The 26,052-nt window shown below is 32.8% G+C and carries 21 protein-coding genes; 15 read left to right on the top strand and 6 right to left on the bottom strand.

Annotated elements, in window-relative coordinates; all coding sequences use genetic code 11:
- From AWE51_RS16760 to AWE51_RS16745, 4 genes are all read left to right on the top strand, one after another.
- A complete protein-coding gene (locus AWE51_RS16760; protein WP_066315638.1) occupies positions 1-792 on the top strand; it encodes a HEAT repeat domain-containing protein in 792 nt (263 codons plus the stop codon).
- 18 nt (positions 793-810) lie between these two features.
- The gene (locus AWE51_RS16755) at positions 811-1,566 is read left to right on the top strand and encodes a DUF4097 family beta strand repeat-containing protein (protein WP_066315636.1); all 756 of its coding nucleotides are present in this window, start codon (positions 811-813) and stop codon (positions 1,564-1,566) included.
- Between the two features lie 35 nt (positions 1,567-1,601).
- On the top strand, positions 1,602-2,312 hold the full coding sequence (locus tag AWE51_RS16750; protein WP_066315634.1) for a DUF4097 family beta strand repeat-containing protein: 711 nt from the start codon (positions 1,602-1,604) through the stop codon (positions 2,310-2,312).
- A 218-nt stretch (positions 2,313-2,530) separates the two neighbouring features.
- Positions 2,531-3,145 carry a lipoprotein signal peptidase gene (locus tag AWE51_RS16745; protein ID WP_066315632.1) on the top strand — a complete coding sequence of 205 codons (615 nt, stop codon included), beginning with the start codon at positions 2,531-2,533 and terminating at the stop codon, positions 3,143-3,145.
- 13 nt (positions 3,146-3,158) lie between these two features.
- On the opposite strand, the gene AWE51_RS16740 is transcribed toward AWE51_RS16745, so the two are convergent.
- The 5 genes from AWE51_RS16740 to AWE51_RS16720 all read right to left on the bottom strand — a co-directional run bounded on the left by AWE51_RS16740 (position 3,159) and on the right by AWE51_RS16720 (position 6,466).
- Positions 3,159-3,554, bottom strand: coding sequence for a response regulator (locus AWE51_RS16740; RefSeq protein WP_066315630.1), 396 nt, complete (start codon positions 3,552-3,554; stop codon positions 3,159-3,161).
- A gap of 62 nt (positions 3,555-3,616) precedes the next feature.
- Entirely contained in the window at positions 3,617-4,186 is a 570-nt protein-coding gene (locus AWE51_RS16735) for a 5-formyltetrahydrofolate cyclo-ligase (RefSeq protein WP_066315629.1), read from the bottom strand.
- Positions 4,179-5,159 carry a succinylglutamate desuccinylase/aspartoacylase family protein gene (locus AWE51_RS16730; protein WP_066315626.1) on the bottom strand — a complete coding sequence of 327 codons (981 nt, stop codon included), beginning with the start codon at positions 5,157-5,159 and terminating at the stop codon, positions 4,179-4,181. The genes AWE51_RS16735 and AWE51_RS16730 overlap by 8 nt, the downstream gene beginning before the upstream one ends.
- A 6-nt stretch (positions 5,160-5,165) precedes the next feature.
- Entirely contained in the window at positions 5,166-6,038 is an 873-nt protein-coding gene (rimK, locus tag AWE51_RS16725; RefSeq protein WP_066315624.1) for a 30S ribosomal protein S6--L-glutamate ligase, read from the bottom strand.
- A complete protein-coding gene (locus tag AWE51_RS16720; RefSeq protein ID WP_066315622.1) occupies positions 6,038-6,466 on the bottom strand; it encodes an ATP-dependent zinc protease family protein in 429 nt (142 codons plus the stop codon). Before AWE51_RS16720 ends, rimK begins: the two co-directional genes overlap by 1 nt.
- 180 nt (positions 6,467-6,646) lie before the next feature.
- Between AWE51_RS16720 and uvrC the strand changes: the two genes are divergently transcribed.
- The 11 genes from uvrC to AWE51_RS16665 all read left to right on the top strand — a co-directional run bounded on the left by uvrC (position 6,647) and on the right by AWE51_RS16665 (position 25,469).
- Positions 6,647-8,446, top strand: coding sequence for an excinuclease ABC subunit UvrC (gene uvrC, locus AWE51_RS16715; protein ID WP_066315619.1), 1,800 nt, complete (start codon positions 6,647-6,649; stop codon positions 8,444-8,446).
- 2 nt (positions 8,447-8,448) lie between these two features.
- Entirely contained in the window at positions 8,449-10,734 is a 2,286-nt protein-coding gene (locus AWE51_RS16710) for a patatin-like phospholipase family protein (RefSeq protein ID WP_232517400.1), read from the top strand.
- A gap of 172 nt (positions 10,735-10,906) precedes the next feature.
- A complete protein-coding gene (locus tag AWE51_RS16705; RefSeq protein WP_066315616.1) occupies positions 10,907-12,064 on the top strand; it encodes a homogentisate 1,2-dioxygenase in 1,158 nt (385 codons plus the stop codon).
- Between the two features lie 189 nt (positions 12,065-12,253).
- Complete coding sequence (hppD, locus tag AWE51_RS16700) at positions 12,254-13,393, top strand: 4-hydroxyphenylpyruvate dioxygenase (protein ID WP_066315612.1); 1,140 nt, start codon at positions 12,254-12,256, stop codon at positions 13,391-13,393.
- Positions 13,394-13,789: 396 nt separating this feature from the next.
- Positions 13,790-14,569 (top strand): DUF3108 domain-containing protein, encoded by a 780-nt coding sequence (locus tag AWE51_RS16695; protein WP_066315610.1) that lies wholly within the window; start codon positions 13,790-13,792, stop codon positions 14,567-14,569.
- Positions 14,569-15,534, top strand: coding sequence for a tryptophan 2,3-dioxygenase family protein (locus AWE51_RS16690; protein ID WP_066315607.1), 966 nt, complete (start codon positions 14,569-14,571; stop codon positions 15,532-15,534). The genes AWE51_RS16695 and AWE51_RS16690 overlap by 1 nt, the downstream gene beginning before the upstream one ends.
- Positions 15,535-15,546: 12 nt before the next feature.
- Positions 15,547-16,800: a peptidoglycan DD-metalloendopeptidase family protein gene (locus AWE51_RS16685; RefSeq protein ID WP_066315604.1), complete on the top strand. Its 1,254-nt coding sequence runs from the start codon at positions 15,547-15,549 to the stop codon at positions 16,798-16,800.
- Position 16,801: 1 nt separating this feature from the next.
- Positions 16,802-18,439, top strand: a complete 1,638-nt coding sequence (pgi, locus tag AWE51_RS16680) for a glucose-6-phosphate isomerase (RefSeq protein ID WP_066315602.1) — start codon at positions 16,802-16,804, stop codon at positions 18,437-18,439.
- A gap of 341 nt (positions 18,440-18,780) precedes the next feature.
- Positions 18,781-21,390 carry a TonB-dependent receptor gene (locus AWE51_RS16675; protein WP_066315599.1) on the top strand — a complete coding sequence of 870 codons (2,610 nt, stop codon included), beginning with the start codon at positions 18,781-18,783 and terminating at the stop codon, positions 21,388-21,390.
- Between the two features lie 289 nt (positions 21,391-21,679).
- Entirely contained in the window at positions 21,680-24,928 is a 3,249-nt protein-coding gene (locus AWE51_RS16670; RefSeq protein WP_066315596.1) for a TonB-dependent receptor, read from the top strand.
- Between the two features lie 100 nt (positions 24,929-25,028).
- The gene (locus tag AWE51_RS16665) at positions 25,029-25,469 is read left to right on the top strand and encodes a hypothetical protein (protein WP_066315594.1); all 441 of its coding nucleotides are present in this window, start codon (positions 25,029-25,031) and stop codon (positions 25,467-25,469) included.
- Positions 25,470-25,532: 63 nt separating this feature from the next.
- Here AWE51_RS16665 and AWE51_RS16660 read toward each other — a convergent pair whose 3' ends face one another.
- Complete coding sequence (locus tag AWE51_RS16660) at positions 25,533-25,955, bottom strand: secondary thiamine-phosphate synthase enzyme YjbQ (RefSeq protein ID WP_066315593.1); 423 nt, start codon at positions 25,953-25,955, stop codon at positions 25,533-25,535.
- Between the last annotated feature and the right edge of the window lie 97 nt (positions 25,956-26,052).

Raw genomic sequence — 26,052 nt, 5'->3', positions numbered from 1 at the left:
ATGAAATGTAAACACATAGAAGATCAACTCATTGATTACATAGATCAAAATCTAGATGAGGAGATATCTCAAAAAATTGAAACACACCTTTTAAGCTGCACTAATTGCAGTGATGCTTTACATCAACTTCAAACTATTTTTGAAGTTATTAATACTGAACCTATTGAAGAACCTAGGACAGACATGCAAATCAATTTTGATCAAATGTTACAAAGAGAGAAGGCGATTCTAAAGGATTCTAAAGTAGTTTCAATCCGTAAAAAAGACAATATTTCTTGGAAAAGTATATTACAGATTGCAGCTACAATTGCACTTGTCTTATGCGGGTATTTTTATGGAAAATTTCAAAACACCGCATCATTCTCTCAAGAGATGGCTATTCTTAAAGAAGAAAAGCAACAAATGAAACAAGTAATGACTATTTCTTTAATCGAAAATGAATCTGCAAGTAAACGATTACAAGCAGTGAACTATGCCGAAGAATTTGAAAAACCGGGAAATGACATCTTAAATGCTTTAATTAATAAAATGAATTATGATGATCATATCAATGTGCGATTAGCTGCAGCAGAAGCATTGGCAAAATTTTCGGATTCTGAAATGGTTCGTAAAGCATTGATTAATGCCTTGGACACAGAGCAAGATCCAGGCATGCAATTAGAATTAATTCAAATATTAGTATCCATTCAGGAAAAACGCGCGATTCCTTCAATGGAAAAATTGCTCAGACAAGATGCAACTCCAAACTATGTAAAAGATCAAGTAAAAATTGGGTTGCCAAATTTAATTTAAATCAAAAAACGAATACTCATGAAAAAAATAGTGATAGCACTACTACTATATGTAGTCACAGGAAACTTAACTGCACAAAATCATTCATCTGCATTACAAGGAGTAAAAAAAGTAAAGATCAGTTCTGCATCTGGAACAAACATAAAGACTCATGCTAAAAATGAACTGTTGATTATTGGTGATGGTCATTCAATGCCCGAGAAAGCTAAGGGCTTAAAAGCTGTTTATGCAGGTGGTAGTGATAATACAGGAATGGGAGTATATATTAATAAAGAAGGAGAAACTTTAGTGGTTAGAAATCTAAAGGGTATGAATAGTAAAACACTAGAGATCTATCTTCCTAAAGATATTAATATAACTGTAGAAAAAAGTAACCTAGGACATTTATCAATTGAAGGTTTTTCTTCTGAAATAGAGGCAAGAACCAATGTAGGAAATATTATTTTAAAAGATGTAACAGGTCCCATTGTTGCAAAAACCTCAACGGGAGAAATAAATGTGATATTTAAAAAAGTAAGTCAAAGTTCACCAATTTCACTTATATCTTCTACCGGACCTATAGATATTAGCATTCCCTCTAATACCGCAGCAAATCTTGAACTTAAAACAAGTATGGGAGAAATTTATACTGATTTTGATATAAAATTTCCTTCTGCCGACGATGACATGAGAATAGTTGCTGGCAAAAGAACTGTAAAAACATCACTTAATAATGGTGGCGTAGACATAAGTCTAAGATCATCAACAGGTAATATATATTTAAGAAAACAATAAAATAAGAGGTCATCAATCAATCAAAAAACAATCATATGAAAACTGTATTAAAACTTTTATTCTTGTGCTTAGTTTCTTTTCAAATAAATGCACAAAAAACCATTGAGAAAGAATTTAACCCAGCTGATCTGGTTAAGATAGAATTTAAATTTGCTGATGATATTACTATAAAAACCTGGGAAAAGAACAAGGTATATGTAAAAGCTGACATCAGTATTAATGGAGGAGAATTTGACAATTATTTTACTCTAAAAACCGACGTTTCATCATCGATATTAGATATATCTTCAGATTATGGTGATTTATTTGACAAGTGGAAAAAAGAAAAAGGGTCAAACAAAAATAATAATTGGAATCCTTGCAATAATCTTGACATAGATGCACAATACACAATTTTTCTTCCTAAAAACTCTAAACTAAAAGTAAAAAGTATATCGGGTAGTGTTGCGTCAGAAAACTATGAAGGAGAATTAATCGTTGATATCATAAGTGGTAATATTGATATCAAAAACTATCTTGGAGATCTAAATCTTAAGACTATTAGTGGAGACATTGATATTAATATTGCAAAATCATCGTTAAAAGCAGAAACGATTTCGGGTATGATTTATTCAGATAAAGATTTACAATTTGATCATGGTAAAAACAGAGTTGTGGGCAGTAAAGTATCTGGTACTTTTGGAAATGCACTAAGTGATTTAGAGCTTAAAACCATTAGCGGAAGTATTTTTATTAGAAAACAATAACCCGTCTAACAGGATACTCAAACACAATAAAATATAGTAAAACATAAATTTTAAATGTTACTTAGAGTTTAGTCATTGTAGTAGCGCAGTGACTAAACTCTTTTCTATTTTAGTATATCTTATTCAATATCATCATATTTTAACTCAATCTACCATAGAAATAAAATAAAATACTATTTTTGCCCATTGCCATAAGTGCCTAGCAAATCAATATCTATATGTCCTTAAAGAAATCAATCTTAGTTATAATCTTAGTATTGCTTATTGATCAAATTAGTAAAGTATATATTAAGACACATTTTAGTCTTCATGAAGAAGTAAAAGTTCTAAGTTGGTTTCGAATAGTTTTTGTAGAAAATAAAGGAATGGCTTGGGGAGTAGAACTTCCTGGTAGTTATGGAAAACTTATTCTTACATTATTTAGATTAGTGGCTATTTCAGGTATCGGATACTGGCTTTATGATTCTATCCGAAAAAACAGTCCAAAGATACTTACATTTTGTATTGCCCTAATTTTTGCAGGAGCTTTTGGAAACATAATTGATTCTGTTTTATACGGGGTTCTTTTTGAAGAAAGTACTCGAGTAAATATTGCAAGCTTTTTGCCTGCAGATGGTGGATATGAAACCTTATTTTATGGCAAGGTAGTTGACATGATTCAATTTACATTTTATGATGATATTCTACCTGATTGGATACCATTCTGGGGTGGTGAACATTTTTCTTTCTTTGACCCAGTATTTAATATTGCCGACTCGGCTATTAGTGTTGGTGTATTCTTACTTATAGTATTTTATAAAAAAGCATTTCCAAAACAGGAAGAAGAGCTATAATAAACACTAATTTTTACATTAGTATTCTTTCAAAATCATTCAATTTTATTGGCTTAGCAATATAGTCTGAAACGATATCTATTGCCTTAGCTCTTTCGATATCTCTAGAATCTATCGATGAACTAACTACATAAAGATTGATATTTGAAAAACCTTGGTTTTTAATTTTCGAAAATTCTTTCAAAAACTCCCACCCATCCATTATAGGCATGTTAATATCAAGAAATATCACTTCTGGTATTTTTCCACCATTTTGTAGAGAAGCTAAAAAGAAGTCTAAAGCTTCTTTACCGTTATTAAAAACTAAAACCGATTTTGACAACCTTCTTAGTTCTATTATTTTACTAACTAGATTAATATAAATATTGTCATCGTCTATGATGCAAACACTTTGAAAACTTTGGGACATTATAGGGGTAATTATATATGTCGAATATATAACAAAGTATTATCGAATACAAGAAATGTTAATTAATTCTTAAAATAATATGTTTTTAGAGGAGTAACACAAATATCAAGACTAATATCCGTTGGCAACACATCGACAATTTCTTGTTCTGATTCAAAAAAAGATAAGCCTATTTTTAAAGTATCTGCATTACATTTTTCTAAAAACTTATCATAAAAACCTTTCCCATAGCCTACACGATTTCCATTTTTATCAAAAGCCAATAAAGGCACAAAAACTACTTCTATTTTTTCTTCAGGAATTGGGATTCCATCTACTGGTTCTGGTATTCCCCAAGCATTTGATTTAAGTACTGTGTTATCTGTAAGTAAAATATGTTCTAGGGTATTATCTTTAAAATTACTTTTAGATACAATAACATTCTTGTCTTTTCCCTGAAGGATATGAAGAAGGTATTCTGTATTAATTTCTTTTTGTTTTTCTATTGGTAAAAAAAGATGATAATAGGATTTTTCCCAAATAGGTAATTGTAACATTCGGTTGGCTACATCTATACTAAGGTCTTCAATTTTTTCTCCATTTAGTTCTAATCTCAACGCCTTATACTTGTTACGTAAATCCTTTTTATTCATGTATCAATTCCTTTGTAATTCTAAAAATTGCATCTCCTTTATATACAATTGGCGCCTCGTTGGCATTGATAACATACCCTTCGGTATTAGCTTTAACAACATGTCTCATTTTACCATAAGGATCGGTTATTGTAGCGAGAATCTCGCCTTTTTCAACATGTTTACTAATAGGTATTTTTATATGAAGTAATCCGCTATATTTAGCTCTAAGCCAGCTACTATTTCTAATTACAATACTATTTGATTTTTTAGTAGGCATTTCAAATGTATTGTCTAGCATATCCAAATGGTGCAGAATACGCATTGTTCCTTGCACTCCTTCTATTGCTATTTCTTTACTACAATTCTGTGATTTTCCGCCTTCAAACAACAATATATCTTTGCCTTTTTTTGCGCAAGTAGCTCGATAAGAACCTGCCAGATTCTTACTTAGAAGTATAAAAGGTGCATTAAATATTTTTGCCAATTCGATTAACCTTTCATTATTTGGATCTACTCTTATATGCGCGGCATTAAATCTACTAGCTCCACCCGTATGAAAGTCCAAACAAAAATCAGCAGATGGTAATATTTCATTAATAAACTGAAATGCAAAGCGACTTGCCAATGATCCGTTTTTTGTACCAGGAAAAACTCGATTGAGATCTCTACCATCTGGAAAAAAACGGTTCATACTTAAAAACCCAAATACATTAAGCACAGGAATACAAATAATACTTCCTCTTTTAGGTTTATTAATTTTTTTAGCGATTATTTGTCGTACGACTTCTACTCCATTTATTTCATCTCCATGAATTCCTGCCGTAATAAGTACTGTTGGCCCTGGTTCTTTAGACCTTTCTATAATTATAGGTATCTCTACTTTAGTGGATGTATATAGTTTTGCTATATTAAAATTTATGGTAGTACTGGCTCCTAAAGGAACTTCATTACCAAGAATATTAAGCACATTATCTTTTGTCGTTTTTGTCATTTTCTTTTATAAACTTCTTTCTATATAACGAATAATCGTTTTAGCAATATCTCTTCCTGTAACAGTTTCTATACCTTCTAATCCTGGCGAAGAATTAACTTCTAGAATTAAGGGTCCCCGTTTACTTTGTAACATATCAACCCCTGCTACTCCCATTTTTAATGATTTAGCAGCCATAATTGCCGCTTGTTCTTCATGTCTACTTAGACGTATCAATGATGCTGTACCTCCCCTATGTAAATTAGATCTAAATTCACCTTCTTTGCTTTGTCTTTTCATTGCACCAACAACCTCTCCATCTACTACAAAAGCTCTTATATCTGCTCCTTTAGCTTCACGTATAAACTCTTGTACTATTACTCTTGCTTGTAATCCATTAAATGCTTCTAAAACTGACTCTGCTGCCGTTTGCGTTTCTGCCAAAACCACTCCAAGTCCTTGTGTTCCTTCTAATAACTTAATTATCAGTGGCGCTCCCCCTACATGAGAAATCACTTCGGATACATCTTTAGAATAATTCGTGAATACTGTTTTTGGCAAACCCAATCCTGCCTTTGATAATATCTGCAAACTTCTTAGTTTATCTCTGGACTGCAATAACGCTTGAGATTTTAGCGTTGTAAACACATTCATCATCTCGAATTGTCGTACAACTGCTGTTCCATAAAAAGTAGTAGAAGATCCTATTCTCGGGATAACAGCATCGACATGATCTAGTTTTCTACCTCGATAATAAATCTCGGGTTTTTGTCTTTCGATTACGATGTCACAATTTAAAGGATCTATAACTTGTACGCTGTGTTTACGTTTTACAGCAGCTTGAACAAGAACATTTGTAGAATACAAATTTGCGCTTCGTGACAAGATTTTTATATTCATTACAATTTTTGGTTATGAGACTGGTTTTCTAATTGAGGATCAACTAAAAACTTTCCGCTTAAAAACTTTCTTCCGATATGAATAGGAAAACACACATCCTCATGCGGAGATAGGTTAAGGATTATGGGGTGTGTTTTATCAAAAATTTTAATTTGGGTCTTTATTGCAAAGCACATTTCAACTTTTCCAGTACTCCCTTTAACAGCAGTAATGTCATAATTTTTAAATGTGAACTTTTTGCCATTATATTCTGGATGCGTAGCATCTAGAAAGCTACACTGTAATGTCTGATCAATTTCTTTTATATCAACACAATGAATTGAAGAAGTATACGCTCCAGTATCGATTTTGGTATCGATAGCTAACAGTTCTAAAAGAGGAAAATCCGCTTTATCAGTTCGGCCAATTATTTTCTTTTCTCGTTTCAAAAAAATAACATTGCTATTGGGACTACTAATGTAATAAAAATCAATCTGTATTAAGGAATTAACCTACTTTTAAAACGGGTTTACGCATTAAAAATGATAATTTTGACTATGATTTAACAAAAATTAAACCTTTAAGGATTATACTTCAACCCTGTAAACCCTTAACTTTACCAATGGAATATGCTTGAAACTTCTTTAGACATACAGCTTAAAACATTACCTACCGATCCTGGTGTATATCAATACTATGATAAAGATGATAAGTTACTGTATATAGGTAAAGCTAAAAATTTAAAAAAACGGGTAGCTTCTTATTTTACTAAAAGTCACGATAATTACAAGACTAAGGTTCTTGTTAAGAAAATTCATTCGATTAAACATATTGTTGTAGAAACAGAAACAGACGCACTATTACTTGAGAATAATCTTATAAAAAAGCATCAGCCTCGTTTTAATGTTATGCTTAAGGATGATAAAACGTATCCTTGGATATGTATTAAAAAAGAACGCTTTCCAAGAATCTTTCCTACAAGAAATTTAATTAAAGATGGATCAGAATATTACGGTCCTTACACTAATTTTAAAACAGTTAACACTTTACTTGATCTTATTAAAGGACTTTATCAGCTTAGAACTTGTAATTACGATTTATCTCAAGAAAAAATTAATAATGGCAAATACAAACTTTGTTTAGAATATCATTTAGGAAACTGTAAGGGACCTTGTGAAGGGCTACAAGATGAAAATGAATACAACGAAAATCTAAACGCCATAAGACAAATCGTAAAAGGAAATTTTAAAGATTCTTTAAATAGGTTTAGAAAACAAATGGCAGAGCATGCAGAAAAAATGGAGTTTGAAGAGGCCCAAATAATCAAAGAAAAAGTTGAAGTTCTTGAAAAATATCAAGCAAAATCTACTGTAGTAAACCCTAATATAAGTAACGTCGATGTTTTCTCTATCATCTCAGACGAATCCTATGGGTATGTTAATTTTTTCCAACTGTCTTATGGTGCCATTATACGATCGCATACTACAGAAATTAAAAAGAAATTAGACGAATCTGATAAGGAACTTTTAGAACTAGCTATTATCGAACTACGACAACGTTTTGGATCCGAATCTAAAGAGATATACGTTCCTTTTAAAGTGGATATTGGTACCAGTTTAAAAATTACCGTTCCTCAATTAGGAGATAAAAAAAAGATTGTTGACTTATCCTTACGAAACGCAAAGTACTTTAGACAAGAACGTTTTAAACAAATTAAAATCATTGATCCTGATCGTCATGTAAAACGATTGATGGCACAAATGAAAAAAGATTTAAGACTACCCGAAGAACCAACCCATATAGAATGTTTTGACAACTCTAATATACAAGGAACCAATCCGGTAGCCGCTTGTGTGGTGTTCAAAAATGGAAAACCTGCAAAAAAAGAATACCGGAAATTTAATATTAAGACTGTTGAAGGTCCAAATGATTTTGCTTCTATGGAAGAAGTTGTGTACCGCAGATATAAACGATTACTAGAGGAAGAACAACCACTACCACAATTGGTTATTGTTGATGGTGGTAAAGGACAATTATCCTCAGGATTAAAAGCACTTGATGACTTAAATCTAAGAGGTAAAATAACTATTATCGGAATTGCCAAAAGGTTAGAAGAAATTTACTATCCCGGGGACTCGATACCCCTGTACTTAGACAAAAAATCAGAATCACTGAAAGTTATTCAACATTTACGTAATGAAGCACATCGATTCGGAATCACTTTTCACAGGCAAAAAAGAAGTAAAGCTGCTTTAGAGACAGAGTTGGATGATATTCCGGGTGTAGGAGAAAAGACCGTAATAGAATTATTAAAACATTTTAGATCAGTAAAACGAATTAGCACAGCGTCCAAAGAAGAACTATCTCAGGTTATTGGAAACGCTAGAGCAACTAAAGTATTTAATTACTACCTTTCTAAAAAAGAGTAATTGTGAACGAAAAATATATCTTAAGAAATATATTAACTAGGGTATTGTTACTATCTGCAATGTTCTTTTCGCAAATACACTGGTCTCAAGTCAAAGAAAATATCGACACACTTAATGTTGATCAACCCGAAGACCTAAAAGTTGGTTTAGTGCTTAGCGGTGGCGGCGCAAAAGGGTTAGCACATATTGGCGTTTTAAAAATCATTGAAGAAGCAGGAGTTCGTATAGATTATATAGGAGGTACTAGTATGGGGGCTATAGTAGGAGCCTTATATGCTTCGGGCTATCGAGCAAAACAACTTGATTCAATTTTTAGAGCAGTCAATTTTGAAGCCTTGCTTCAAGATCAACTTCCTAGAGAAGCTAAGACATTCTATGAAAAAGAAGACGCCCAGAAATATGCAATTACTTTGCCTTTCGACAATTTTAAGGTAGGACTACCAAAGGGACTTTCAAAAGGGCAAAATTTTTACAATCAACTCTCAAGATATACAGCTCATGTAAACGATATTTATGACTTTAATGAATTACCAATACCTTTTTTCTGTATGTCTACTAATATAGAAACTGGTGAAGAAGTACTTCTAGATAAAGGATATTTACCAGAAGCTGTTGCTGCTAGTGGTGCACTTCCTTCTATTTTTAGTCCAATTGAGTTAAACGGAATTTTAATGACCGATGGTGGGGTAACAAACAATTATCCTGTGAAAGAAATTAAACAGAAAGGAGCAGAAATTGTAATTGGCGTTGACGTACAAGATAGTTTATTGCCTAGTGAACAACTTAATTCTGTAACGAATATCATGTTACAAATAAGCAATTTTCGCACCTATAAAGCCATGAAAGATAAAGTTTCGCAGACCGATCTTTATTTAAAACCATCTATAATGGATTTTTCTGTAGTTTCATTTGATAAAGCCGATGAAATAATAGCCAACGGAGAAAAAGCGGCAAAATCTAATTTTGACAAACTTAAGGATATAGCCAGCAGACAGCAACCATCTGAGCCTATAGCCAAAGTTCCAAAAAATTTAGAAAATCTAGTGATCAATAGTTTAAAAATCTCTGGACATAAAAGATATACCCGAGCCTATATTAAAGGAAAATTGAAACTCAAAACACCGAGTGTTACTACTTATCAAAAGTTAAATGAAGGTATAAACAACCTGTCAGCAACAGGAAATTTTGATCGGGTTAGTCACAAGTTAGTAGATACCGAAGAAGGCAAAGAATTAGTTGTTAACGTCAAAGAAAGTCAAAACAAAATGCTTTTGCGTTTTGGATTACATTATGACGATTTGTATCAAACTGCAGCACTAGTAAATGTAACAAAAAAAAGCCTGCTAGTAAACAATGATGTACTATCCTTAGATGTGATTTTAGGTGACAACATTCGCTACAACCTAGATTATTATATCGATAAAGGATTCTATTGGAGCACTGGATTAAAGTATCGATATACTAATTTTAAAAAAGCATTTGACTTTGATTTTATTGGACAATTTGGAGAAATTCCCACTTTAGACATTAATACTATTGATATAAATTATACTGATTTTAATGTACAAGTATATGCAGAAACATTATTAAAACAGACATTTTCGGTTGGTTTGGGTGCAGAATATAAACGCTTACAAATCATTTCTGAAACCTTTGGGGAAGATCAAGATCAAATCCCGAGAACCGTATTTGATGATAGTGATTACTGGAGTGCTTTTGGTTATATTAAATTTGACACCTACGACAATAAATATTTTCCCAAACGAGGTGTGTTTTTTGAAGGAGATGTTCATTCTTATCTTTTATCGTCTGATTTCACAAATAGCTTCGATGAGTTTTCTATTGCCAAAGCGCAACTTGGTTATGCCACATCTTTATCAAGCAAGTTGTCTCTTAATATGAGTGCAGAAGCCGGTACCAAAATAGGAAACAATGCCATCAACTCTTTAGGTTTTCTACTTGGTGGTTTTGGAGCTAAAACAATTAATAATTTTGTGCCTTTTTATGGATATGATTTTCTAGGTATTACCGGACAAAGTTTTGCAAAAGCACTTGTTGCCCTTGACTATGAGTTTATTAAAAAAAATCATATCAACGCAACAGCCAACTTTGCTAATGTTGGTAATAAACTGTTTAGTACAGGAAGATGGTTTGAAGACCCCGAGTTTAGTGGATATGCCTTAGGTTACGGATTAGAAACATTCGGAGGTCCGGTACAAATAAAATACACCTACTCTCCAGAATTAAATGAAAGTCAATGGTTCTTTAGTGTTGGTTTTTGGTTTTAAGTAATTTGAAACTTAAAAGAATAGAAATATTTCCGATATTTGTACTATTATGAACTTGTTTTGGCAGGATTTATTACTACTATTACACTACCTTATTAAGCGTAATCCGGAATAAGGCAGGTTTACTATTTGCTTTTTTAAAAAATAGTTAATCCTTAAAACTTAAGTTACAATGCCTTTTTATCATACTTTAGGGAGCATACCTCCCAAACGCCATACCATCTTTAAAAAACCAGATGGTAATCTATATTACGAGCAACTGTTTGGCACCATTGGTTTTGACGGAATGTCTACAAATTCATACCATTGTCATAGACCAACGCAAGTAAAAGAAATAAAAGGAAGTTACAGTGTAGCTCCAAAAGTGGCTATAAAAAATAATATAAAATCTTATCGATTTCATGGTTTTAAAGTAAATCCCGAAAAAGATTATTTAAAGAGTAGGAAAAATGTACTTATTAATAGTGATGTAAGTATTATTTTATCTGCTCCTCAAAACCTTGCTACAGATTATTTCTATAAAAATACTGACTCAGACGAACTACTATTTATACATCGTGGTTCAGGAAAATTTAGAAGTCATCTAGGTAATCTAGATTTTAAATACGGGGATTATATTGTCGTTCCTAGAGGCACAATATATAAATTAGACTTTGACACTAGTGATAACCGCCTATTTATTGTAGAATCCAGAAGACCTATTTATACCCCAAAAAGGTATCGTAATTGGTTTGGGCAATTATTAGAACACTCTCCCTATTGCGAACGAGATCTTAGAGCCCCTTATGAATTAGAAACAAATGATGAAAAAGGAGAATTCTTAATCAAAGTTAAAAAACAAGATGAAATTTTTGACATGATTTATGCAACACATCCTTTTGATGTGATTGGTTATGATGGATTTAATTTTCCGTATGCCTTTTCTATTCACGATTTTGAACCTATTACAGGACGAATACATCAACCGCCACCTGTGCATCAAACTTTTGAAACTGATGCCTTTGTAGTCTGTTCTTTTGTTCCTAGGTTATACGACTATCACCCTGATAGCATCCCTGCTCCTTACAATCATAGTAATATCGATAGTGATGAAGTTTTATATTATGTAGACGGAGATTTTATGAGTAGAAATGATGTAGATGCAGGTCATATATCCCTACATCCTGCTGGTATACCTCACGGTCCTCACCCAGGTGCGGTCGAGAGAAGCATTGGTAAAACAAAAACCGATGAATTAGCAGTAATGGTTGACACTTTTAAACCCCTTATGGTTACAGAAGAAGCTATGCAAATTGCCGATGAGGACTATTACAAATCTTGGTTAGAATAAGATATCAGAACAATTTTAAGCAAATTATTGAATCAATATCATAACAAAATGTTGAATTACAGAAAAGATATTACTGCTCATCTTAGAGCAATGTGGTAAGTTAGATTGACAATATCTGTACAATTTTAGAGACAGTGTAAAATTTCAGTATCTAATTTTAAATTAATTAATAATCTAATTAAAAATATCATGTCAACAAATATAACTCCTCAAGATTTAGAAAAAGTAGTTCCTCAAGCAGAAGATTTTTTACCACTTTTAGGAACCGATTATGTAGAACTTTATGTTGGTAATGCCAAACAAGCCGCATATTACTACCAAACCGCATGGGGTTTTGAACCTGTAGCTTATGCAGGATTAGAGACAGGTCGCAAGGATAGCGTATCTTATGTTTTACAGCAAGATAAAATACGACTTGTGCTCACCTCTCCTCTTCAACCAGACGGAGATATTAATAAACACATTAATGCGCATGGAGATGGTGTGAAAGTTGTAGCACTATGGGTAGATGATGCCACCAAAAGCTATGAAGAAACTGTAAAACGTGGTGCCGAATCTTATTTAAAACCTACAACTCAAAAAGATGAAAATGGTAGTGTTGTGTTTTCAGGAATACACACTTATGGCGAAACTGTACACATTTTTGTAGAACGAAAAAACTATAAAGGGACGTTCTTACCTGGTTATATGCCATGGAATAAATCCTATAAAACAGAGCCAACTGGTTTAAAATTTATTGATCATATGGTTGGTAACGTAGGATGGAATGAAATGAACAAATGGTGCGAATTTTATGCTAAAGTAATGGGCTTTGCACAATTAGTTTCTTTTGATGATAAGGACATATCTACAGAATATACTGCACTAATGAGTAAAGTAATGAGTAATGGAAATGGGCGGATTAAATTTCCAATAAATGAGCCAGCAGAGGGAAGAAAAAAATCTCAAATCGAAGAATATATTGACTTTTACAACGGTGCAGGTGTACAACATATGGCACTAGCTACAGATAATATTATCGAAACTGTTTCGGCACTTCAAGATAGAGGTGTAGAATTTCTTACTGTACCTGCTAGTTATTATGAAACAGTACTTGACAGGGTAGGAGAAATTGATGAAGACCTTGCTCCTCTTAAAGAATTAGGAATTTTAATCGATAGGGATGATGAAGGATATCTTTTACAAATTTTCACAAAACCTGTGCTAGATCGTCCAACAATGTTTTTTGAAATCATTCAACGTAAAGGAGCTCAGTCTTTCGGTAAAGGTAATTTTAAAGCATTATTTGAAGCAATTGAACGTGAGCAACAACAAAGAGGTACATTATAAAAAAAAGAAAATAATCAGCTTTAATGATCTGGAGCCAACCTTGTTAATATCTTGAAAAAATTGAACTATTATGAGTTTTCATATAAGTTTTTGTTAAATCTCATAATAAAAAAACGTTTTCGATTGATAATTATGCAAAAAAATTCGATATTTGCAAAATATAGATGGAGTGGTTACTATCTATATCTAAAACAATAATTATTCTCATAATTTAAGTTTTTAGTTGGTTAATAAAAGTAAAAAAGAGAGCTGTGGTGGCTCTCTTTTTTTTTACATTTTTATATTTGATAACAGTATTCATTTTTATCTCTTTATATTATATAGTACTTTTGGAATGGATATTGTAAATACACAAAACAAGTATATGTATATCAATTAATAACAATACCCTAAATTATGAAAAAGCCTATCCTACTTTTACTTATAATATTGAGCACTTTTCCTTCTTTTGCCCAAGAAAATCATAAAGCTTTTGATTCTGGTGAATGGTTTAGGTTTAGAATTCATTACGGTGTTTTTACAGCAAGTTATGCCACATTAGAGGTTAAGGACGACATGATTAATAACACACCTGTTCACCATATAGTTGGAGCCGGTAAATCTACTGGTCTACTAAGTGTATTTTTTAAAGTTGAAGATTATTATGAAACTTATATAGATAAAGACGAAGTTAAGCCGTATCGCTTTATCCGAAAAATAAACGAAGGAGGACATACCAAGGATATTGAAATAAACTTTGATCATCAACAAAGTCAGGCTTTGGTTTTCAATAAGAAACATAATACAAAGAAAACTTTTCCTATAAAATCCAACGTACAAGATATGATGTCTTCTTTTTATTATTTGCGTAATAGTATTAAGACATCTTCGTTAAAAAAAGGTGACGAACAATATGTAAATATGTTTTTTGATAATGAAAACTATCGTTTTAAGTTAAAATTCCTAGGAAGAGAAGTTATTAGAACTAAAATGGGTAAAATTGCATGTTTAAAGTTTAGACCTTACGTTCAAGCCGATAGAGTTTTCAAAGAAGAAGAAAGTATGACAGTTTGGGTTAGTGATGATGACAATCGCATGCCTGTAAGAATTAAGGCTGATATTTTAGTTGGCTCTATAAAAGCAGATTTAGATGCATTTAAGGGACTTAAGTATCCATTTAAAATTGTTGTTAATTAATGAATGAACCAATACAACCAGAAATTGCCGAAAAAATAAAGCAATTAGAAAAAAAGTTTAAAAACTCAGGGCAAGACTTAGGCTCATACTTAGACGGGCTACTTCATGATCGTTATCTAACCTATTGGGATTATATTCACTTAGACACTTTACTAAGTCTACAAATTCCGCGAACTCATTTTCCGGACGAAGAAATATTTATTACCTATCATCAAATAACAGAACTTTATTTTAAGCTTATTATTCATGAGTTAAAACAAATCATTGATGATAAACTACAGACAGCCCAGTTCTTTACCACAAAACTAGAACGAGTAAATCGCTATTTCAGAGTTTTAATCAATTCTTTTGATGTTATGATCAAAGGAATGGATAGAGATCAATTCTTAAAATATAGAATGTCGTTATTACCTGCTAGTGGATTTCAATCTGTACAATATAGATTGATAGAAATATATGCTACTCCGTTAGTAAATCTCGTTAATGTTAAAAATCGGTCTCAATTTTCTGAACAAGATAAACTTGAAGATGTATTTGAACATTTATACTGGAAATCTGGAGCTACCGACAAAGAAACTGGTGAAAAAACGCTTACCCTTAAACAATTCGAGTATCGTTACACCCCTAGAATGATGAGAATTGCACATCAAGTTAAACACAGCACTATTTTTCACAAATATCTTGAACTACCAGAAAAAGAGCAAAATAACGTGCACCTTATCGAAGCATTACGTACTTTTGACACTAATGTCAATATTAACTGGTTATTAATGCACATGGGAGCAGCCTTCAGATATCTTAATAAAGAGAAAGGGGAGGTTTTGGCTACCGGAGGAACTAATTGGAAAAAATTCTTACCTCCTAGTTTTCAAAGAATTATGTTTTTTCCTGATCTTTGGAGCGAGGAAGAAAAAGAAAACTGGGGTCAACAATGGGTTGCTCATCAATTTAATACCGTAAAATAAAATAGTCGTCAGTTGAAACAAATAGGTTATGCACTACTATTTATAGTAGTATTGTTTTCATGCAAAAAAGAAAAGAAAGAAGCAAAGATTATAACACCAGAGGTAATTGAAGAAAAAAAAGAACCTCCTGTTATTACCAAATATGGTTATGTTCTAGATAACTTTAATGTTATTAAAGACACAGTACGTCCCGGAGATAGCTTTGGTGCTATAATGGACGCACATGGTATCACCAGATCAAGAGTATTTGAAATTAGCAACAAGATTAAAGATACTTTTAATGTTGCTAGAATTATGGCCGGAAAACCATATATGCTCCTTACTTCAAAAGACACAACACAAAAAGCCCAAGTCTTTGTTTACCAAAATAATAAGATAGACTATACTGTTATCGATTTTAGAGATAGCATTATGGCTAAAAAAAGAAAGAAACCCGTAAAACTTGTAGAAAAAACAGCTTCAGGCACTATAAATAGTAGTTTAATGCAAACATTTGATGATTTGGATTTAAACTTTTTGGTAGCATATGACATGGCTGATATTTATGCCTGGACAATAGATTTTACAAGACTGCAAGCTGGTGATCGATTTAAAGTAAAGTATACCGAAAAATTTATCGACGATACAATTCCTGCTGGTGTTGATAAAATTAAAGCTGCCTACTTCGAACATATCGGAAAACCAATTTATGCTTTTAGATTTGAAGAGGATTCTATAAATGGAGCTATTGATTATTTTGATGAAGAGGCTAATAATTTAAGAAGAGCCTTTCTTACAGCACCAGTAAAGTTTAGTAGAATTTCTTCTAGATATAACCTCAGACGTAGAATTAAATACTACGGAAACAAAGTAAGACCACATAGAGGAACCGATTTTGCAGCACCTATCGGAACACCAATACTAGCAACTGCAGATGGTATTGTCACAAAATCTGAACGTAGAGGCGGTAATGGTAAATATGTTAAAATAAGACATAATGCCACTTATGACACGCAATATCTGCATATGAGCAGACAAGCAGTTAAAGTTGGAGAATTTGTAAGACAAGGTGATGTTATAGGATATATAGGTATGACTGGTAATACCGGAGGACCTCATGTATGTTATAGGTTTTGGAAAAATGGAAAAGAAGTAGACCCTTTTAAACAAGATCTTCCGGCATCAAAACCACTATCTGATAGTCTAAGACCAAAGTTTTTTAACCATATAGAACCCATAAAAGCTGAATTAGACAGCATTCAATTCAAACCACAAGAAATTTTATAAAATGGCATTACCAACTATTAATCCCACCACCACAAAAGCCTGGGAAGCACTTATATCACATTACGAGAATATAAAAAATGTACATCTCAAAGATCTTTTTAAACAAAATCCAGATCGTGCTCAAACATTTTCTACGGTATGGAATGATTTTTACATAGATTATTCTAAAAATAGAATTGATCAAACGACTAAAACTTTGCTTCTAGATCTTGCTAAAGAAGTGAAACTAGAAGATGCAATACAACATTATTTTTCAGGAAGCAGTATTAATGAGACAGAAGAAAGAGCTGTATTACATACAGCGTTAAGAGCTCCTTCAAACAAAAATATACTCGTAGCAGATAAAAATGTAGTACCCGAAGTCACTGCCGTAAAAGAAAAAATTAAACAATTTACAGACCAAGTGATATCTGGATCCTTAACAGGTTATACAGGAAAAGCGTTTACAGATATTGTAAATATCGGAATAGGAGGCTCTGATCTTGGCCCTGCAATGATTACAGAGTCTTTAGAGTTTTATAAAAATCACTTGAAACTACATTTTATTTCTAATGTCGACGGTGATCATGTACATCAAAATCTTAAAAACTTAGATCCTGAGACCACTCTTTTTGTAGTTGTTTCAAAGACTTTTTCAACTCAAGAAACACTGTCTAATGCAACTACAGCCAGAAACTGGTTTACAGATAAAGCCCCAAAAACCGAGGTAGGTAAACATTTTGTTGCTGTTTCTAGCAATATCCCAAACGTTACCGCATTTGGAATTGAAGAAGAAAACATATTCCCGTTATGGGATTGGGTTGGCGGTAGATTTTCATTATGGAGCGCTGTTGGACTATCAATAAGTTTATCTGTAGGCTATGAAAATTTTGAAGCCCTTTTAGAAGGAGCACATGAAATGGACGAACATTTCAAAACAGCTCCTTTTGAAGACAACATACCTGTACTATTAGGTATGCTAAGCATCTGGTATAATAATTTTTTTAAAGCTGAAAGCGAAGCTATTATTCCATATTCTCAATATCTTCATAGATTACCTGCATATTTGCAACAAGGTATTATGGAAAGTAATGGAAAAAGTGTTGATCGATCTGGAAATAAAATCAACTATCAAACAGGAACAATAATTTGGGGAGAACCTGGGACAAATGCACAACACGCTTTTTTTCAGCTAATTCATCAAGGAACAAAAATTATTCCGGCAGAATTTATAGGTTTTAAAAAATCTTTATTTAATGATCAAGATCATCAAGATAAATTAATGGCCAATTTCTTTGCACAGACAGAAGCCTTAATGAATGGGAAAACCGAAGCTGAAGTTCAAGAAGAACTAAAATCCAAAAATCTATCTGCCCAAAAGCTGAAGCAATTAGTACCTTTTAAAATCTTTGAAGGTAATAAGCCGACCACTACCGTATTGATAGAAAAATTAACTCCAAAAAATTTAGGAGCGTTGGTATCGATGTATGAACAACGAATATTTGTTCAAGGTGTTGTTTGGAATATCTTTAGTTATGATCAATGGGGAGTAGAATTAGGTAAACAATTAGCAACAAAAATCCTAAACGAAATTAACGATACTACTATTTCTGAACATGACTCTTCAACAAAAACACTACTAAAACAATATTTAAATTAACTACTACTCCTATTGTCTTTTTAAATCCTTAGGTCGTATAAAACATAGAGTTAATAGTACTAAAAACACCTCGATCATATTTAATTTTTAGATCGAGGTGTGTTTTTTTGAACGAGTTAACGATAATTTTACGCAAAAGTTGCAGAAAAAAACTACTATGTTATCAACATTTTTTCGGTTAACAAGTTGTTAATATCTTCAATGTATTGACAAACAGTATACTTACATAATATTACTACCTTAATCCTGTATACAATTTGTTAAAATACTTAACATTATCTTAAACTTGGTTTGCATAAAGATTCGTTCTTTTGCGGCGATTAATTAACTCAATTTTTTATATGAAAAAGATTACATTTTTATTAGTTGTAATCCTACTAGCAACTGTCGGGGAAACATTTGCTCAAGGAGTAGTAACGGGAACAATATTTGATGCAGAATCAAATGCTCCATTACCAGGAGCAAACGTAATTGAATCAAGAACTAACAACGGAACAACTACAGATTTTGATGGAAAGTTTTCTATTAAAGTAACAAAGCCAACAGGAATTATCAATATTTCTTATGTTGGATTTCAAACACAAAACATTCCTTATGATGTTACAAATGGTGATCAAGATCTAGGTACAGTAAGCTTAAGCTTAGGAAATAGTCTAGAAGAAATCGTGATTGTAGGTTCTGGAGTTGTCGATTTGGCAGAAGACAGAAAAACTCCAATTGCTGTAGCAACAATTACAGGAGAGGACATTCAGTTAAAAGCAGCAGGAAATGTTGAATTTACTGAAACAATTAAAAACACTCCTTCGGTTTACGTTTCGAATCAAGCAGGAGGTTTTGGTGATAGCCAGATTTTCTTAAGAGGTTTTGATGACACTAATACAGCTGTATTATTAAATGGACAACCTATTAATAGTCCAGAAGATGGTAGAGTATTTTGGTCAAACTGGGCAGGTATGTCTGACGTAGCCAATGCTGTACAAGTACAACGTGGTTTAGGTTCGTCTAAACTAGCAATCTCATCTGTTGGAGGTACTATTAATATTGTATCTAAGTCTACAGATAAACGTGAAGGTGGTTATGTAAGATTACTTACAGGTAATGATAGTTATGCAAAAGGAACAATAAACTACAACACTGGATTAAGTGATAGTGGATGGGCTTTTTCAGTTTTATTAGATCACTGGCAAGCGCATAGAAAGTATTCAGAAGGAACTGCAGGTGCAGGGCAAAACTATTTATTCTCTGTAGGATATAAGCCAAACGATCAGAATACTTTTAACTTATTAATTACTGGTGCACCCCAGTGGCACGAACAAAATTTCTCTCAAGACCTTGAAGTTTTTGCCCAATTTGGAGAAAAGCACAACAGAAACTCAGGTTTCTTAGATGGAGAGCGTTTTACAGAAAGAAGAAACTACTATCACAAACCAGTAGCTAACTTAAACTGGGATTTTGATATTAATGACCAATTAGAACTTTCTACAGTACTTTATGCATCATGGGGACGTGGTGGTGGAACCGGAGGCCTAGGTAGAGGACGTGTTAGAGTCAACAATGACAATAATAATAATATTGATTTTGATCAAATTGTTGAAAATAACATTGCTACTGCAGATGCTAATGGATTTGGAAACTTTGGATCATCATACATCAGAAGATCTTCTGTAAACAATCATAACTGGTATGGATTACTTTCTAATTTAAATATTGAATTAGAAGAAAATTGGGCTTTTAATGTTGGATTTGATGCTAGATTGTATCATGGAGATCACTTTAGACAAGTAAATGATTTACTAGGTCTTAACGGATTTACCGATAATTTTAATAACGCAAATAGACCTAGTGATTATACCTTCACCGAAGAATTTGAAGCTAACCCTTGGTCCGCTTTATTTAACTTTGCAGACGAAGCTAATCGTACACAATTTGACTATTCTGAGGACATTAATTATTTAGGAGGTTTTGGTCAAGCTGAATACTCAACAGATAAATTTGCTGTTTTTGCACAAGCTGCATTATCAACGCAATCCTACCAAAGAGAAGGGCGTTTTACAGGAACAGGTAACGGTCTTGGTAAATCTGAAAAATTAAACAAAATAGGATATAATCTTAAAGCTGGAGCATCTTATAACTTTACTGAGCAGCATTCAATTTTTGCGAATGCTGGATTTTTCTCACGCCAACCTTTCTTAGATAATGTATTTGCAGACATCAGAAACTCTAATGACTTAGTAGATCCAGAAGTTGATAACGAAGAAATTACTGGTTTAGAAGCAGGTTACCGTTTTAAAGGTCAAAACTTTAAATTAAACGTAGATGTTTACAGAACAGAATGGGCTAATCGTTTCTTATCTGTAGCTGGACCAGAATTGCAACCAAGTGGAGATTTTACTACATACAGATTAACATCTGTTGGGCAAATTCACCAAGGATTTGAGTTTGACTTTGAATACAGACCAAACGGAGGAAGATGGAGACTAAGAGGATATGGTTCTATGGGTAATTGGAAATTCGACGGAGAATCGCCATTTACGTTAGCAAACAATCAAACAGCAACCATTATAGAGACTGGAAACATTGATCTTACAGGAACTAAGGTTGGTAATGCGGCACAAACATCTTTTGGTGTAGGTGGATATTTTGACATTTTGGATAACCTATCTGTAGATGCAGATTATAATGTTTATACAGATTTATATGGTTTTGTAGATCCAGAAGATGTAGCAGAAGCTGGATTTAGAGGAGAAGTTTTTCAAGCTCCAAGATTACCTTCATATGATCTTGTTGACCTTGGTGTAACTTATAAATTTAATTTTGGTGCAGACAGATTAACGTTTAGAGGTAATGTTAAAAACGTATTTAACTCACCATATATAAGTCAATTAAATTCTTTTGGATATTTCTTAGGAATTGGAAGAACTTGGAACGCTAGTTTAAGCTATAAGTTCTAAGAAAAAATATTGATTTAAAATATCATATTAAACCCTTATTCGTATTCTCGAATAAGGGTTTTTTTATTCACAAAACCTACATAATCAATACATTAAATAAAAAAAATCCACTTTTAATACCCCCTAATTACCACTATAAAACATTCTAAAAGAGCTATTTCAATTAACTGACAGTTAATATTTTAACACTTCTTTTCATCTAATACTTACCATTACTTAACTTTTAGATAAGCCTAGGTAGTAACGAGATTATTTCTTTTGTAAGATAATTAACACACAAATAGTTAGAATGAAAAAGATTACATTTTTATTAGTTGTAATCCTTATAGCAGTCGTTGGGGAAACGTTTGCACAAGGAGTAACTACGGCCTCTTTAGGAGGTAAAATCACAGACAATACAGGAGGGCCTCTGCCTGGGGCAAATATTATTGCTATTCATCAACCTTCTGGAACAAAATATGGTGCTACTACCGACTTTGATGGGTTTTATAGAATTTCTGGCATGCGTTCTGGAGGCCCCTATACTATTACCATATCATATGTTGGTTTTAATGAATACAAAAGAGAGAATGTTTCATTACAATTAGGTGAATCATTTCGTATTAGCACCCAAATGGTTGAAGCTACAAATGATTTGGAAAAAGTAGTTATTACTGTACGAAACAATGGGGTTTTTAATGCTAACAAAACTGGAGCAGAAACGAATATTTCTCAAAGAGATATTCAAAACCTACCTCAGACATCACGTTCTGTTGCCGATTTTGTAAGATTAACACCTCAGGCACAGGTTAGCGAGGGAGACGATGGTTTTAGTATTTCGTTAGCAGGTCAAAATAACAGATATAATGCTATCTATATTGATGGTGCTGTTAATAATGATGTTTTTGGACTTGCCGGTTCTGGAACTAATGGAGGACAAACTGGAGTAAATCCTTTTTCTGTAGATGCTATAGAATCTTTTCAAGTACAAATTGCTCCTTTTGATGTTAGAATAGCAGGTTTTGCTGGTGGTGCTATTAGTGCAGTTACAAGATCCGGAACAAATACGATCGAAGGATCTGTTTATGGGTTTGTTAGAAATCAAGATTTGGCAGGAAAAACACCACCTAGCCTACTAGATGAAGGAGAATCTGAAGAAAAATTCCCAGAATTTACAGCTACAACTTATGGTCTACGTGTAGGCGGACCTATTATAAAAGATAAATTATTTTACTTTATTAATTACGAAAGAGAAGATAGAGAGGTTCCGCAACCTTTTAATATTAGTAATTATAGAGGTGACTCAAATACCCTTGCCGCAATAGAAGATCTTAGATCTAGAACTTTGGCTACTTATGGTTATGACATTGGTGATTTTAGAAATAATACAGCCACATTAGAGAGTGATAAACTAACCTTCAAATTAGATTGGAATATCAATGACAATAACAAATTATCTTTTAAACATGGCTATGTAAAAGGTAATAATCTTGAAGCAAGATCATCTAATAACTTTGGTATAGGTTTCTCAAATGGTTCTGAAGAATTTGTTACGGTCACTAATTCTTCTGCGTTAGAAATTAATTCTTCAATAGGTACAGACTATTCAAATAACTTTATTCTTGGATATACCAGAGTAAGAGACGATAGAGATCCAGCAGGAAATCCTTTCCCAACAGTACGAATAGCAGATGGATTGGATAGTAGAAATTTTAGACAAGGGCTTATTTTTGGTAACGAACCTTTCTCAACAGCCAACCTTTTAGATCAAGATATTTTTACACTCACAAATAATTTTGAAATTTACAAAGGTCGCCACACAATTACTCTGGGGACTCATAATGAATATTCTAAAATTAAAAACCTATTCTTTGCGTTTAATCATGGAGATTATACATTTTTAACTATCGAAGATTTTCTTACTGGGCAACCACCTAGTTTTTATCAAACAGAATACTCATTGTTAGGAGATGGAACTGTTGGTGACAACTCTGATGGAGCAGCAGAATTTGATGTATTTCAATTAGGTTTTTATGTACAGGATGAAGTACAGTTTACAGATAATTTCAAAATTACAGCTGGACTTCGTTTTGACATTCCTTACTGGGAAGATGGTCTTATAAATAATGATTTCAACAACAGAACTATTCCATTATTAGAAGCTGCAGGATATGATTTACAAGGTGCTAGAGTTGGTAAGGCAGTTGATGCACAGATATATGCTTCTCCAAGAGTAGGTTTTAATTTAAATGTAAACGGAAAAAGTAACACACAAATTCGTGGAGGATTTGGTATTTTTACATCAAGATTACCATTAGTATGGCCAGCTGCCACCTATAACAACAACGGAATTACCGGAGGTCAAACAAGAAGTTTTGAACTTTCAGATCCTGTTGTATTTAACCCAAATGTAAATGAACAACCAGTTAATGTTCAACCCGGATCTGGTGGTTTAGGAGGTGCTATTAACCTATTTACTCCTGATTTTAAATTACCTCAGGTATTCAAAACAAATTTTGCCATAGATCAAAAGTTACCATTTTGGGGCTTAGTTGCTAGTGCAGATTTTATCTGGAACGATAATATAAATGCCATTAATTACGAACAATTAAATATTCAAGGCGTCGAAGGCAGATTAAATGGCCCAGACAATAGACCTTTTTATAACGATGATGCAATTGATAATACCTATGGGGATATAATTCTAGCATCAAATACTGGAGAGGGTAACTCCTGGAATGCTACTTTTACCTTAAGAAAAACATTCCAAAAAGGTTTTCAAGGACAAGTATCATATTCATATGGTGATTCTAAATCTCTTTTCGACGGAACCTCTTCTAGAAATATTTCTCAATGGAGAGGTATAGAAACTGTTAGTGGTAAAAATGCGCCTGAGTTAAGTAGATCTGATTTTGCTCAAGGTCAAAGAATCACGGCAAACGTATCTTATGAACACAAATGGAATGACAACTTAAAAACGACTATCGGTTTATTTTATGAAGGATCTCAAAGTCAACCCTATTCCTTTATCTATAGAGGTGCATTACTTGGAGATAACAGAACCGATAATGCCTTAATATTTATTCCTGCAGGTCCAGATGATATCAACTTGGTTCCTATCTTAAACGACGCAAACGAAGTTGTTGCAACACCAGAACAACAGTGGGAAGATCTAAATCGTTTTATTGAAGGCAATAGTTATCTAAGATCAAGAAGAGGTGAATATGCAGAAAGAAACGGTGATCAAGGTCCATGGAGTCATGTTCTTGATCTACGTTTTGTACAAGACTTTTCAATCAACTTTGGAAACAAAAAACACACTCTTCAAGCTACAGCTGATATCAATAATTTTACTAATCTACTAAATAAAGATTGGGGTAAACGTAAATTTATTCCCGGTTCTGTTAGTTTAATTAATGTGGTAGAAGGTGGTCCTGATCCTGAGTATACTTTTGAAGCCAACAGGTTTAACGATGGTATTGAGCAAATTGTTGATACAGGAAGACTAAACTCTTCTAGATGGCAGATGCAAATAGGGCTGAGATATTTATTTAACTAAAAATATTTCTAAAATACTATATTTTAAAAACCTCATTCGTTTATTCGAGTGAGGTTTTTTTATTGATTATATTTACGTTGAAAATATCAAATACATAATTATGTACGAAGCAATACAAATCGTTCACTCTTATTGGGCCTATCTTGTTGTCCTCATTGTTACCCTTGCAACTATTAATTCACTTATTGGTTTTTTTAGTAAAAGAGAATACGCACCAAAAGATTTTAGAGTATCACTATTTGCACTTATAGTTACTCATATTCAACTTCTAATTGGTATTGTCATTTTCTTTGTATCTCCCCTAGTAGTTTGGTTTTCTGGAAGCCATAAAATGGGAGAGATTATGGGAGATGCTACCTTGCGTTTATATAATGTAGAACACCCTATGATGATGATCCTAATGGTCGTTTTTATCACTATGGGGTATTCAAAACACAAGAAAAAACTAACATCTACTCCAAAATTTAAGATGCTAGCTATTTTCTATACTTTAGCTTGGGTTATCATGTTATCCCGTATTCCTTGGGCCAATTGGTTCTAATAGGTAAATACTGATAAAATAAAACCTCAAAATTTAAGGAGACATCCAAATTTTGAGGTTTTTTTACATCCCGAACACTGTTAGTACAATCTTCCTACTGCCCCCATAATCGCGATGTTCACAAAGATATATGCCCTGCCATATACCCAAATTTAATTTACCATTTGTAATAGGTATTTGCACAGAAGCCCCCATTAAAGAAGACTTTATATGTGCTGGCATATCATCTGGACCTTCATAGGTATGTATATAATAAGGTGCATTTTCTGGAACCAATACATTCATATGACTCTCAAAATCCTGTCTTACAGTTGGATCAGCATTTTCATTTATAGTTAAACTTGCCGAAGTATGTTTGATAAACACCTGTAATTGACCTATTTTTATTTGCTCAATTTCAGGAATACTAGCAATAACCTGATTCGTAATTAAATGAAACCCTCTTTTTTGAGGAGTTAATTGGATTTCTTTTTGGAAGAATTTCATAGAAACTAGTATCGTAAAAAAAACTTTATTTATTCTTGAATAAATTAAACAACAAATGATATGACCAATTTAATACAAATTTCACAGTCATAACCTA

It is taken from the genome of Aquimarina aggregata, from assembly GCF_001632745.1.
Taxonomy (GTDB): domain Bacteria; phylum Bacteroidota; class Bacteroidia; order Flavobacteriales; family Flavobacteriaceae; genus Aquimarina; species Aquimarina aggregata.
Note: the sequence above shows the minus strand (reverse complement) of the source record. Positions and strands in the feature narration are given on the sequence as shown.